This window comes from Meridianimarinicoccus marinus (genome assembly GCF_040689105.1).
GTDB lineage: Bacteria > Pseudomonadota > Alphaproteobacteria > Rhodobacterales > Rhodobacteraceae > Meridianimarinicoccus > Meridianimarinicoccus marinus.
On the sequence record NZ_JBFBVU010000027.1, the window covers coordinates 1 to 12,765 of the forward strand.

9 protein-coding genes are annotated in these 12,765 nt (G+C 64.9%); 5 read left to right on the forward strand and 4 right to left on the reverse strand.

The window, feature by feature from the left end; all coding sequences use genetic code 11:
- Positions 1-257: 257 nt before the first annotated feature.
- On the reverse strand, positions 258-950 hold the full coding sequence (locus AB0T83_RS16425; RefSeq protein WP_366194308.1) for an RES family NAD+ phosphorylase: 693 nt from the start codon (positions 948-950) through the stop codon (positions 258-260).
- Positions 947-1,336, reverse strand: a complete 390-nt coding sequence (locus AB0T83_RS16430) for an antitoxin Xre-like helix-turn-helix domain-containing protein (protein ID WP_366194309.1) — start codon at positions 1,334-1,336, stop codon at positions 947-949. The genes AB0T83_RS16425 and AB0T83_RS16430 overlap by 4 nt, the downstream gene beginning before the upstream one ends.
- A gap of 248 nt (positions 1,337-1,584) precedes the next feature.
- Here AB0T83_RS16430 and deoC point away from each other — a divergent pair, with 248 nt between their 5' ends.
- Complete coding sequence (gene deoC / locus AB0T83_RS16435; RefSeq protein ID WP_366194345.1) at positions 1,585-2,559, forward strand: deoxyribose-phosphate aldolase; 975 nt, start codon at positions 1,585-1,587, stop codon at positions 2,557-2,559.
- A gap of 9 nt (positions 2,560-2,568) precedes the next feature.
- On the forward strand, positions 2,569-4,950 hold the full coding sequence (locus AB0T83_RS16440; RefSeq protein WP_366194310.1) for an aldehyde dehydrogenase family protein: 2,382 nt from the start codon (positions 2,569-2,571) through the stop codon (positions 4,948-4,950).
- An 18-nt stretch (positions 4,951-4,968) separates the two neighbouring features.
- Here AB0T83_RS16440 and AB0T83_RS16445 read toward each other — a convergent pair whose 3' ends face one another.
- Both AB0T83_RS16445 and AB0T83_RS16450 read right to left on the reverse strand, forming a co-directional pair.
- A complete protein-coding gene (locus AB0T83_RS16445; RefSeq protein ID WP_366194311.1) occupies positions 4,969-5,694 on the reverse strand; it encodes a gamma-glutamyl-gamma-aminobutyrate hydrolase family protein in 726 nt (241 codons plus the stop codon).
- Entirely contained in the window at positions 5,679-6,593 is a 915-nt protein-coding gene (locus tag AB0T83_RS16450; protein WP_366194312.1) for an amidoligase family protein, read from the reverse strand. Before AB0T83_RS16450 ends, AB0T83_RS16445 begins: the two co-directional genes overlap by 16 nt.
- Positions 6,594-6,890: 297 nt before the next feature.
- Between AB0T83_RS16450 and AB0T83_RS16455 the strand changes: the two genes are divergently transcribed.
- From AB0T83_RS16455 to glgC, 3 genes are read left to right on the forward strand one after another with little or no spacing between them, the layout of a single operon-like run.
- Complete coding sequence (locus tag AB0T83_RS16455) at positions 6,891-9,266, forward strand: glycogen/starch/alpha-glucan phosphorylase (protein WP_366194313.1); 2,376 nt, start codon at positions 6,891-6,893, stop codon at positions 9,264-9,266.
- Positions 9,263-11,470: a 1,4-alpha-glucan branching protein GlgB gene (gene glgB / locus AB0T83_RS16460; protein WP_366194314.1), complete on the forward strand. Its 2,208-nt coding sequence runs from the start codon at positions 9,263-9,265 to the stop codon at positions 11,468-11,470. The genes AB0T83_RS16455 and glgB overlap by 4 nt, the downstream gene beginning before the upstream one ends.
- Positions 11,471-11,505: 35 nt before the next feature.
- A complete protein-coding gene (gene glgC, locus AB0T83_RS16465) occupies positions 11,506-12,765 on the forward strand; it encodes a glucose-1-phosphate adenylyltransferase (RefSeq protein WP_366194315.1) in 1,260 nt (419 codons plus the stop codon).

Consider the following 12,765-nt stretch of genomic DNA (forward strand, 5'->3'; position numbering starts at 1 on the left):
TCAGTCGCTGAAACACGAACACACAAATCTGCGCGTCCCCAATCCCATCATCACCATCAAGAGAGACCGTTCAACAGCCGCGTAAACATTGTGCGGAATAAGTAGAAGAATATTTAAAAACAGTGGAATGCATGGCGAACCTCACCTTGAGTGCAGCGCCGATGTGCGGGTTTCCGCACGGTCAAGCAAAGAGCTGTGCGAAGACCCGCACACCATTCCAACGCATGAATATCAATATGTTAGGGCAAGCAGGCCGCTCAGAGCCCGCGCAGCACGAAAGTGGGCGATCCGCTCCAGCGCAGGGTCCAGCGGGCGCCGGGGCGCACGTTCTGGATGATGCCCGGATCGAAAGCCACCAGACAGCGGCCCCCGGCATGGCGCACCGAAGGGTAGAGCAACGCCCGATGCCCGTCGCGGCGCAGGTCCATCGCCAGCGCCTGCCCCGCCGGATAGCCGATCTCGGGGTCCGCGGTCAGGGCGGGATGGGTCGGGGCGTCGCCAAGATCGGGAAAGTCCCCGATGAAATCGGCCAGCAGTTCGACGTAACGGGCCTCATCTTCGAAAATGCCGATGTAGGTGAGTTCGCGGGTGCGATGGAATCCCACTTCCTCGGCCGAGGTCAGCGTGTCGTAGCTGCAATACCAGGCGCCGCGATCGCCGCTGTTGAACCGGTTGCCCGTGGGCCGGGTATAGGTAAAGGCGGCGTTGATGTGGCTTTGGCCATAAAGCTTCAGGTCATGGGCGCGCCGGGCAAAGACCAACTCACGCCGGTCCAGCGCCGGGCTGCCCTCGCGCTCGGCGATCAGGCGGGCGCTGGTTTCGCCTTCCAGATCGGCCAGAATCGCGGCTTCTTCGTCGGTGTCGACGAGGCCGCGCAGCACCGGGGGCTTGAAATGGGTTTCCGAGATCAGGCGCACAAGCGCCCGGTCGTTGATAGCAGTGATCTTCACATGCCGCCCCGCAGCGCGTCCACATAGCCACGCACCCGCAGGATCTTGGGCAGCCCGCCCCGGATCATCGCGTCCAGCGGGCGGCTGCCGTCGAATTCGGGGCCGGTGTTGGCCAGTTTGACCCATTGGCCCGAAATCGGCGGATTGAAGTAGAGTTCCAGCGATTTGTAGAGCCCCACCAGCGCGCTGAGACGCAGCATCTGGTCGCGTGTCAACTCTCCAGCATAGCCGGGTTTGCGGGCGCGTTTCCATGTGGAGTCCGACATGTCGGCCAGCGCCGCAGCCTCGCGCCCGGTCAGCGACCAGGCGTCGGCAATGCGGCCGAAGGCTTTCAGGGCGACGGCTTGTCGGTCGGCGGTGGGACGTTCACGAACTGCATTTTCCATGGGACTACTCCTTGCCCTGAAGATAGGGTCATATGGACGTCTTTGCAAGGTCATATGATACAGTCGAGGTGACGCAGCGTCCCGTAGGACCCCGCGCAAGGATGCTGCCCCTTGGCAAAAACCCGTGCTAGGGTTTCGGAAAGCTGACAGACGGGGCGCCGGAACCGGCGCACCCCGCGGAGGGGAGGACGAAGGTGACATCGACTTCGGTTGAAACGGCGCAGGCCCAGGCGGCGGCAGACGGCACATTGCCCGTGACCCAGGATCATGGCCGCTTTCCGCGCAATCCCGGCATGCCGCTGGATCTGGACGTGGTGGCCTCGGTGCGGGTCAACACCTCGGCGGTGGAGCGGCGCGCGGCCACGCTGGGCACCCGGCGCAGCGTCAAGAAGGATCATCAGGCGGCCTGGCTGCTGCGGGCAATCTCGGTGATGGATCTGACCACGCTCAGCGGCGATGACACCAGGGGGCGCGTGCGGCGGCTGTGCGCCAAGGCCCGCCACCCGCTGCGCGACGATCTGGTCGAAGCATTGGGAATTGCCGATCTGAACCTGACCACCGGGGCGGTCTGCGTCTATCACGAGATGGTGGAAACCGCTGTCGCGGCGCTGGAAGGCAGCGGCATTCCGGTGGCCGCTGTGTCCACCGGCTTTCCCGAGGCGCTGTCGCCCTTCCACCTGCGGGTGAAAGAGGTCGAGGAGTCGGTCAGGGCCGGCGCGCAGGAGATCGACATCGTGATCTCGCGCCGCCACGTGCTGACCGGCGACTGGCAGGCGCTGTACGACGAGATGGCCACCTATCGCGAGGCCTGCGGTCCGGCCCATGTCAAGGCGATCCTGGCCACCGGGCAGTTGGGCTCGTTGCGCAACGTGGCGCGCGCCAGCCATGTCTGCATGATGGCGGGGGCCGATTTCATCAAGACCTCCACCGGGAAAGAGCCGGTCAATGCCACCCTGCCCGTCAGCCTGGTGATGGTGCGCGCGATCCGCGACTATCAGGCAATGACCGGCCAGATGATCGGCTTCAAACCCGCGGGCGGCATTTCGAAGGCCAAGGACGCACTGGTCTACCTGTCGATGATGAAAGAGGAACTGGGGCGCGACTGGCTGGAACCCGACCTGTTCCGCTTCGGCGCGTCCAGCCTGTTGGGCGATATCGAACGCCAGTTGGAGCATCACGTTACCGGCCGCTATTCCGCCGCCTTCCGACATGGCATCAGCTAGGACATTCCCATGACCATCGCAGAGATATTCGAGACCATGGACTACGGCACAGCCCCCGAAAGCCCCTCCATGGCACTGGCCTGGCTGGATCGCCATGACCGCGCCTTCGGCCATTTCATCGACGGCGCCTTCACCAAACCCGGCAAGGCGCGCTTCGACAGCCTGTCTCCGGCGACCGGCGCGCAACTGGCCAGCCTGACGGAGGCCACGCAGAAGGATGTGAACGCCGCCGTGGCTGCCGCCGCGCGGGCGCAGAAGGGCTGGGCCGATCTGGGCGGGCCGGGCCGCGCGCGCCACCTGTACGCGCTGGCGCGGCTGATCCAAAAGCACGCGCGCCTGTTCGCGGTTCTGGAAAGCCTCGACAACGGCAAGCCCATTCGCGAAACCCGCGATGCGGATGTGCCCACCGCGGCGCGACATTTCTATCACCACGCGGGTTGGGCCCAGCTGATGGAGACCGAATTGCCGGGGTATGAAGCGGTGGGGGTCGCCGGTCAGATCATCCCGTGGAACTTCCCCTTCCTGATGCTGGCCTGGAAGATCGCTCCGGCGCTGGCCATGGGCAACACGGTTGTGCTGAAGCCCGCCGAATACACCTCGCTCACCGCGCTGCTGTTTGCCGAGATCTGCCTTGAAGCCGGGCTGCCCGCAGGCGTGGTCAACATCGTGACCGGTCACGGTGCGGTCGGGTCGATGATCGCCGGGCATAAGGATGTGGACAAGGTGGCCTTCACCGGCTCCACCGGGGTTGGACGGGTGCTGCGCGAACAGACCGCCGGCAGCGGCAAGAAGCTGACGCTGGAACTGGGCGGCAAGTCGCCGTTCATCGTCTTCGACGATGCCGATCTGGACAGCGCTGTGGAAGGCGTGGTCGATGCGATCTGGTTCAACCAGGGACAAGTGTGCTGCGCCGGCTCGCGCCTGCTGGTGCATGAGGCCGTGGCGGCGCGCTTTCTGGACAAGCTGATGCTGCGGATGGCCAGGCTTCGGGTCGGCGATCCGCTGGACAAATCCGTGGATCTGGGCTGCATTGTCGATCCGGTCCAGCTCGCGCGGATCACCCGGATGGTGGACCGGGGCGTCGCCGATGGCGCGGTTCTGTATCGCGCCGACACGCCCCTGCCCGACAGCGGCTGCTACTATCCGCCGACCCTGCTGACCGGGGTCGAGGCCGGATCGACCCTTGCGCAAGAGGAAATCTTCGGCCCGGTGCTGGTCGCCATGAGTTTCCGCACCCCCGAGGAAGCGGTGCAGCTGGCCAACAACTCCCGCTATGGTCTGGCCGCCAGCCTGTGGAGCGAGAACATCAACCTCGCCCTCGGCCTGGCACCGCAGATCAAGGCCGGGGTGGTCTGGATCAACTGCACCAACCAGTTCGACGCGGCGGCGGGATTCGGCGGCTACCGCGAAAGCGGCTTTGGCCGCGAGGGCGGGCGCGAAGGGCTGTATGAATATGTCAAACCGGTCTGGCAGAAGACCCTGAAGGATGCCCCTGAGGCGAAACCCGCCAAGCTGGTTGAAACCGGTCTGGGCGGGCTCAGCGGCATCGACCGCACTGCCAAGATGTATATCGGCGGCAAGCAGGCGCGGCCCGACAGCGGCTATGCGATGCCCGTGGTCTCGCCCAAGGGTCGGCTGATCGGGCAGGTCGGCCACGGCAACCGCAAGGACATCCGCAACGCGGTCGAGGCTGCGACCGGGGCATTGGCGGGCTGGCAAAAGGCCTCGGGCCACCTGAGGGCGCAGATCCTGTATTACATCGCCGAAAACCTGTCGGCCCGTTCAGCGGAATTCGAAGGCCGTCTGCGCGAGATGACCGGCGCTTCGGCCAAGGCGGCGGCGACCGAGGTTCAGACCTCCATCGACCGGCTGTTCACGGCTGCCGCATGGGCGGACAAATACGACGGTCAGGTGCATTCGGTGCCCCTGCGCGGCGCGGTTCTGGCGATGAAGGAGCCGGTGGGCGTGCTGGGCATCGTCTGTCCCGCCGAGGCGCCGCTGCTGGCCTTCGTGTCGCTGGTGGCCCCGGCCATCGCCATGGGCAACACGGTGGTGGTGGTGCCCTCGGACATCGCGCCGCTGGCTGCCACCGACCTGTATCAGGTGTTCGACACCTCGGATCTGCCGGGGGGCGTCGTCAACATCGTCACCGGCCACCGCGACGAGTTGAGCGGCACCTTGGCCGATCACTACGGCGTCGATGGCCTGTGGTATCACGGCAGCCGCGACGGCTCGGCCAGGGTCGAGAAAGCCTCGGCCGCCAATCTGAAACGGACATGGGTCAACAACGGCAAGGCGCTGGACTGGACCAATCCGACCCAGGCTGCGGGCGAGGCCTTGTTGCGCCACGCCACCGAGGTCAAGAACGTCTGGATCCCCTACGGGGAATGAGCCACCGCGCGGACCGGGTCAGCCCGATCCCAGCGACAGATCCTCGTCCACGGCGGGGATCTGGGCGCGGTGTTCACGCCGGGCGCGGGCGGCGGCCACAAGGGCCGCGAACAGCGCCCGCTGGCGGCGCAGGTAGAACAGGTGTTCGGGATGCCATTGCACACCGATGGCAAACGGGTCGCTGGTCGTTTCCACGGCCTGCACCATGCCGCCGCTGTCGCGCGCGCTGACCTTCAGGTCGCGGCCCAGATCCTTGACCGACTGGCTGTGCAGCGCGTTTACCGAGACCTCGGCCGTCGCCATGATCTGGCACAGGCGGGTGTCGTCCAGCACCCGCACGCGTTTGCGCGGCAGGATGGTGCGCAGCTTGCGGCTGTCGCGGAAGGTGCCATAGGCGTCCTGATCCAGACTGCCGCCCATGGCGACGTTCAGCATCTGCGCCCCGCGACAGATGCCGAGGATCGGCAGGTGCCGGTCGCGCGCGCCCTCGACGATCTCGCGCTCCAGCGCGTCGCGGTAGGTATCCAGCCGGGCCGTGGTCACCAGTTCGCCTTTGTACAGTTCGGGCGAGATGTCATCGCCGCCGCCGATGATGACCCCGTCCACCGCCTCAAGATCCACGTCCTCCCGCCGGCTCCACCGCCGGGCGCGGCCCCCGGTCAGAAGGACGTTCAGCGCCACCAGCGGAAAGATGCGCCATCCCGAGCGGCGCGAGACCGAAACGCCGATTACCGGGCGAGACATGCGAACGTCTCTCGATTCAGCAAGGGTGCGATCACCGTCTCTGCGGCATTGACCGGATCCTTGGCGCCGCGCACGGCGTCGATCAGGGCGGCGAGCAACTCCGGATCCGCCGCCACGGCTTCGACCAGCCGCCACTTGGTCCATTCGTGGTCCAGTGACCAGCCCGGCTCGCTCAACCGGCATTCGGGCAGGCGGAAGTGATAGGTCGGGCGGGCGCTGCCTTCAGAGGTGCCAAGGGCGGCGGTCACCGTGTCTGCATCGTGGTGACGCAGCAGCGGCAGCAGGTCCAACCCGTGATTGCGCGAGGTGGTGTGTGACAGATACAGGCCCGGCAGCTCGTCGGGCGTCAGATCCGCGGCTTCCGGCGCCAGCAAGGCCTGAACCAGACTGCCCGGCCAGGGATTGATGAAGGGCAGCAGACGGCGCGTGGCATCCAGATGCGATGCCGCGCGCAGCCAGGGTTCCAGCGCGGCATAGGTCCGCGCCATCCGCACCACCGAGGCGTCGAAGCCGGTTTCGGGATTGAAATGCACCCCGTACGCCGCCAGCAGGCTGTCGCGGCTGCCCTCGGCGCCATGCCGGGCCAATGTGACCAGAACGTCGTCCAGCACCGGGATCTGTGCCTCGCGGATCGGCGCGGTCACCAGTTCCACCGGCACCAGCGTGCGGGCGATGGCCCCGGCGGCATCGCCTGCCGCCGCGATCTCGTGCTTCCAGACGGTGTCCAGCTCGACAGTCATCTTGCCCAGTCGGTCGGTCGACAATTCGATCACATGCTCTGTGCGCCCGGTCACCTCGCCGCCGCACTGGTCAAGGATCAATTCGGCGGCGCGCGCCTCGGACAGGCCGCCGAATTCGACCTCGACCCCGATCCGGCGTTGGGTGTCAGGGGAAGTCATGGTGTTGGTCCTGCGGTTTCCTTCGATTCATTCATCCAAGATAGGCCCATGTCGCAAAAAGGCACCCCCGATGGCATCAAGCCCCTGCGAAAGGCCCTGCCTGCGCCGCCCATTCGGACATCGGAAGGGTCGGTCAGCGGTTGCTCCATGCGCGTCAACACGCCCTACCGGGGCGGCTGCCGTCGGGAAAACAAGTGTAGCCGGACACCGGAAATTCGTGTATCGGGCTGCCTACGCAGGTCTTCGTTAACGCTAACAATTGCCGTCGTACGCACGGCGCAGGGTTCTGATCCGGTCATGAAAAACGAAATTCTCAAACGTCTCCGTTATTCGCTGGGCAAGGATGCCGACCACGCTTCGGTCTACGACTGGCGCATGGCGCTGTCGCTGGTGCTGCGCGATCACATGGTCGACACATGGTTCGACAGCACGCGCGCGGCCTATGGAACCTCGGCCAAGCGGGTCTATTACCTGTCGATGGAATTCCTGATCGGGCGGCTGATCGAGGACATGATCTCGAACCAAGGGCTGGAGACCGAAGCCCGCAACGCCATGAAGGCTCTGGGGCAGGATTTCGATACCATCGTTCACAACGAACCCGACGCCGCCCTTGGCAATGGCGGACTGGGGCGGCTCGCGGCCTGTTTCATGGATTCGCTGGCGACGCTGGGCATTCCCGCCTACGGCTACGGCATCCGCTATGAGCACGGGCTGTTCGAGCAGAGCTTCGTCGAAGGCGAGCAGATGGAGAAGCCCGAGACCTGGCTGTCACAGCGCCACGCCTGGGAATTCGAACGCCCCGAAGTACAGTATCGCATCGGCTTTGGCGGCCATGTCAGCCACAGCGAGGGCCGCGCCAAATGGCATCCGGGCGACTCGGTTCTGGCCACCGCCCATGACACGCCGATCGTTGGCTGGAAGGGCGTCTGGGGCAACACCCTGCGCCTGTGGTCGGCTGACCCGGTCCGGCAGTTCGATCTGGCCAGCTTCAACCGCGGTGACTATCTGGCGGCGGGCCGGTCCGAGGCGCTGGCCCGGACGATCTCGCGCGTGCTCTATCCCGATGACACCACCGAAAGCGGCAAGGAGTTGCGGCTGAAGCAGGAGTACTTCTTCACCGCCGCCTCGATCATGGATCTGCTGCGCCGGTTCCTCAGCGACCATGACGATATCCGCGCCCTGCCCGATGCGGTCGCGATCCAGTTGAACGACACCCACCCCGCGATTGCCGGGCCGGAGCTGGTCCGGCTGCTGGTGGACGAACACGGGTTGGAGATGCCCGAGGCCATTGACCTGGCGCGCCGCTGCCTGGCCTACACCAACCACACCCTGCTGCCCGAGGCGCTGGAACGCTGGCACGAGGGGCTGTTGGGCCGCATCCTGCCGCGACACCTGGAAATCATCCGCGCCATCGACGACAGCCATCAGGCCGAACATCCCGGCAGCCCCCGCATCCTGGAGCATGGCGATGTGCGCATGGGCGAACTGGCCTTCATCATGGCGCATAAGGTCAACGGTGTCTCGGCGCTGCACACCGAGCTGGTCAAGGAAACCGTCTTTGCCGACCTGCACCGCATCCATCCGACCCGGATCATCAACCAGACCAACGGCATCACGCCAAGGCGCTGGCTGTACGGCTGCAACCCGGCACTGCGCAACCTCATCAGCGAGGAACTGGGCGAAAGCTGGGTCTCGGATCTTGAGCAGCTGTCGGCGCTGACCGACAAGCGCGGCGATTCCGCCTTCGTGGCCGATTTCCACGCCGCCAAGCGGGTGAACAAGGTGGCCCTGTCGAACTGGATCGGCCAGACCTGCGACGTGCAGATCGACCCCGATGCCATGTTCGACGTGCAGATCAAGCGCATCCACGAATACAAGCGCCAGCTGATGAACCTGCTGGAAACTATCGCCTTGTGGAACGAAATGCGCGACCATCCCGAAAAGGACTGGACCCCGCGCGTCAAGATCTTCGGCGGCAAGGCGGCGCCGGGCTATTTCATGGCCAAGGACATCATCCACCTGATCAACGACACCGCCTCCGTGATCAACGCCGACCCGGTGACGCGGGACCGGCTGAAGATCGTGTTCCCGCCGAACTACAATGTCACCATGGCCGAACGCCTGATCCCCGCCGCCGACCTGTCCGAACAGATCTCGACCGCCGGGAAAGAGGCCTCGGGCACCGGAAACATGAAATTCGCCCTGAACGGCGCGCTGACCATCGGCACGCTGGACGGCGCCAACGTCGAGATCCGCGAACACGTGGGCAGCGAGAACTTCTTCCTGTTCGGCCTGACCGCCGCCGAGGTGATGGAACGCCGTCAGCAGCCCGGATTCTCGCGCGCAGCGATCGAAGCCAGTCCGCGCCTGCGCCGGGTGCTGGGCCAGATCTTCGAAGGCCGCTTCTCGCCACAGGATCCGCACCGCTATCATGGGCTGGTGGGCATGCTCTACGATCATGACCATTTCCTGGTGACCTGCGATTTCGACAGCTATTTCGACACGCAGCGCCGCGCCGATATTGCCTTCCAATCGCAACAGTCCTGGGCCACCATGGCATTGATGAACACTGCAAGCATGGGCTGGTTCTCGTCGGATCGCACGATCAGGGGCTATGCCCGCGACATCTGGAAGACCCGGCCCCATGGGGCGCTACTGGAGAAGTCTGCATGAGCAAACCAGACAGGTTGATCGATTCTGAAGCCGCCGCCGCCATCGTGGCCGGGCGTCATGGCGACCCGTTCTCGGTGCTGGGCCTGCATCCGCACGATGGCAAACTGGTCCTGCGTGCAATGCGTCCCGAGGCCGAAGCGGTCGAGGTTCTGGACGCCCGCACCGGGCGCCGGCTGGCTGCCCTGGACCATCTGGGCGACGGGCTGTTCGCGGGGATCATTCCGCGTCGCAAGAACCTCTTCAAGTACCGCTTGCGGCTGACGCAGGGTGAAATCGTCTGGGAAGATCACGACGCCTATGCCTTCGGTCCCTACCTTGGCGATATGGATGAATACCTGTTGGGCGAAGGCACCCATGGCGAGTTGTGGAAGGCGCTTGGCGCGCATCCCTGCACCCACGACGGAATCGAGGGCACGCATTTCGCCGTCTGGGCGCCCAATGCGGCGCGGGTTTCCGTGGTCGGGGATTTCAACGGCTGGGACGGGCGGCGGCATGTGATGCGACGGCGCGGTGCCACCGGCGTGCACGAGATCTTTGTGCCCGGCCTTGGCGACGGCGCGGTCTACAAGTACGAATTGCTGGACAGCGCCTTCAACCTGCTGCCGCTGAAGGCCGACCCGGTGGGTTTCGGTGCCGAATTGCCCCCGGCGACGGCCTCGGTCGTGCGCGATCTTCGCGGCTATGACTGGGCCGATGGCGGCTGGCTGCAAGAGCGGGGCGCGAAGCAGAAGATCGACCAGCCGATCTCGATCTACGAGGTGCATCTGGAAAGCTGGCGCCGTGTGCCCGAAGAGGACAACCGCTCTCTGTCCTATCGCGAACTGGCCGAGACGCTGGTGCCTTACGCCAGGGACATGGGCTTTACCCATATCGAGCTGACGCCGATCAGCGAATATCCCTTCGGTGGCTCCTGGGGCTATCAGCCGGTGGGGCTGTTCGCGCCGACCTCGCGCTTTGGCACGCCCACCGATTTCCGCGCCTTCGTCGAGGCCTGCCATGCAGCCGGGCTGGGCCTGATCATCGACTGGGTACCGGGCCATTTCCCCACCGACATGCACGGGTTGGGCCGGTTCGACGGCACCGCGCTTTATGAACACGCGGACCCGAAGGAAGGCTATCACCCGGACTGGAACACGCTGGTCTACAACTATGGCCGGACCGAGGTTCTGAATTTCCTGATCGCCAACGCCCGCTACTGGTTCGAAGAGTTCCACATCGACGGGCTGCGGGTCGATGCGGTGGCCTCGATGCTCTACCGCGACTATTCGCGGAAAGAGGGCGAATGGGTGCCCAATGAACACGGCGGGCGCGAAAACCTCGAAGCCATTGCCTTCCTGCAGCGCATGAACGTGGCCGTCTATGGCGCCGACGACAGCATCATGACCGCGGCCGAGGAATCCACCGCCTTTCCGGGCGTCAGCGCGCCCACGGACGGGGGCGGTCTGGGCTTCGGGTTCAAGTGGAACATGGGGTGGATGAACGACACCCTGCGCTACATGTCCGAAGATCCGATCAACCGGAAATACCACCACGACAAGATGACCTTCGGGCTGCACTATGCCTTCTCGGAGAATTTCATCCTGCCGCTCAGCCATGACGAGGTGGTGCACGGCAAGGGCTCGCTTCTGGGCCGGATGCCGGGCGACGACTGGCAACGGTTCGCCAATCTGCGCGCCTATTTCGGCTTCATGTGGGGGCATCCGGGCAAGAAGCTTCTGTTCATGGGGTGCGAGTTTGCCCAGGCACAGGAATGGAACAACGAATCCAGCCTGGATTGGCATCTTCTGGACCATGCCCCCCATGCCGGAATGCAGCGGCTGGTCGGGGACCTGAACCGGCTGTACGCCGCAACCCCGGCGCTGCACCAGCGCGACAGTTCACCCGACGGCTTCCAGTGGATCGACGGCGGCGACGCGGCCAGTTCGATCTTCTCGTGGGTGCGTATGGGCGCGCCGGACAGCGCGCCGGTGCTGGTGGTGGTCAACATGACCCCCGTGCCGCGCCCGGGGTATCGCATCGGCGTGCCGCAGGCGGGTGTCTGGCGGGAACGGCTGAACACCGACGCCGCGACCTATGGCGGCAGCGACACCATCAATCCGGGCACCTGCGCCAGCACCGACGCGCCGGCCCATGGCTGCGCCCAGTCCATAGAGATCACCGTGCCGCCCCTGGCAGCCGTCTTTTTCGAACGGGCCGCCGACTGAGCGGCCACAAACAGATACTTTCGCGGGAGGAAACCATGAGAGACGACAGATATGCGCTGGCCCAGCAGACCATGGCCTATGTTCTGGCCGGCGGTCGCGGCAGTCGCCTGAAGGAAATGACCGATATCCGCGCCAAGCCGGCCGTCTATTTCGGCGGCAAGACCCGGATCATCGACTTTGCCCTGTCCAACGCCGTCAACTCGGGCATTCGCCGGATCGGTGTGGCCACGCAATACAAGGCGCACAGCCTGATCCGTCACATGCAGCGCGGCTGGAGCTTCTTCCGTGCCGAGCGCAACGAGAGCCTGGATATCCTGCCCGCCTCGCAGCAGATGGACGAGGAAAACTGGTACAAGGGCACCGCCGACGCGGTGACGCAGAACCTCAGCATCATCGAAGGCTACGGTCCGAAATACCTGCTGGTCCTGGCCGGGGACCATATCTACAAGCAGGACTATTCCTTCATGATCGAGCAGCACGTCCGCTCGGGCGCCAAGGTCACCGTGGGCTGCATCGCGGTCCCGCGCGAGGAGGCCAAGGGCTTTGGCGTGATGGCGGTGGACACCAACGACAAGATCCTCGACTTCGTCGAAAAGCCCGCCGATCCCCCGGCCATGCCCGGCGATCCGACCCGCGCGCTGGCCAGCATGGGAATTTATGTGTTTGAAACAGAAGTCCTGGCCCGGATCCTGCGCGAAGACGCGCAGAACCCCGACAGCAGCCACGATTTCGGCTCGGACATCATCCCGGCCATCGTGGCCGAGGGCGGCGCCTATGCGCATCCCTTCAGCCGCTCCAGCGTCATGTCGGGGCTGGAAACCGAACCCTACTGGCGCGACGTGGGCACCATCGACGCCTATTGGCAGGCCAACATCGACCTGACCGACTTCAAACCGGCGCTGGACATCTATGCCACCGACTGGCCGATCTGGACCTATTCCGAACTGGTGCCGCCGGCCAAGTTCATCCACAACGAGGAAGGCCGCCGTGGGCAGGCGGTGTCATCGATGGTGGCGGGGGGCTGCATCATCTCGGGCTCGTCGCTGGATCGCTGCTTGCTGTTTACCGGCGTGAAGACCCATTCGTTCTCGCAACTGGAAGGGGTCGTCGCCCTGCCCTATGTCGAGGTCGGTCGCCGGGCACAATTGAAGAACGTGGTCATCGACCGAGGCGTAAAAATTCCCGAAGGTCTGGTGGTGGGCGAAGACCCGGACCTTGACGCCAAGCGATTCCGGCGGTCTGAAGGCGGCATCTGCCTGATCACGCAGGACATGATCGACAAACTGGATGGCTGA

What these genes read in the sequence shown, in the direction of transcription:
- glgB (WP_366194314.1), top strand. Translation starts at nt 9,263, where the DNA reads ATGAGCAAACCAGACAGGTTGATCGATTCTGAAGCCGCCGCCGCCATC.
- AB0T83_RS16430 (WP_366194309.1), bottom strand. Translation starts at nt 1,336, where the DNA reads ATGGAAAATGCAGTTCGTGAACGTCCCACCGCCGACCGACAAGCCGTC.
- AB0T83_RS16440 (WP_366194310.1), top strand. Translation starts at nt 2,569, where the DNA reads ATGACCATCGCAGAGATATTCGAGACCATGGACTACGGCACAGCCCCC.
- AB0T83_RS16450 (WP_366194312.1), bottom strand. Translation starts at nt 6,593, where the DNA reads ATGACTTCCCCTGACACCCAACGCCGGATCGGGGTCGAGGTCGAATTC.
- AB0T83_RS16445 (WP_366194311.1), bottom strand. Translation starts at nt 5,694, where the DNA reads ATGTCTCGCCCGGTAATCGGCGTTTCGGTCTCGCGCCGCTCGGGATGG.
- glgC (WP_366194315.1), top strand. Translation starts at nt 11,506, where the DNA reads ATGAGAGACGACAGATATGCGCTGGCCCAGCAGACCATGGCCTATGTT.
- AB0T83_RS16455 (WP_366194313.1), top strand. Translation starts at nt 6,891, where the DNA reads ATGAAAAACGAAATTCTCAAACGTCTCCGTTATTCGCTGGGCAAGGAT.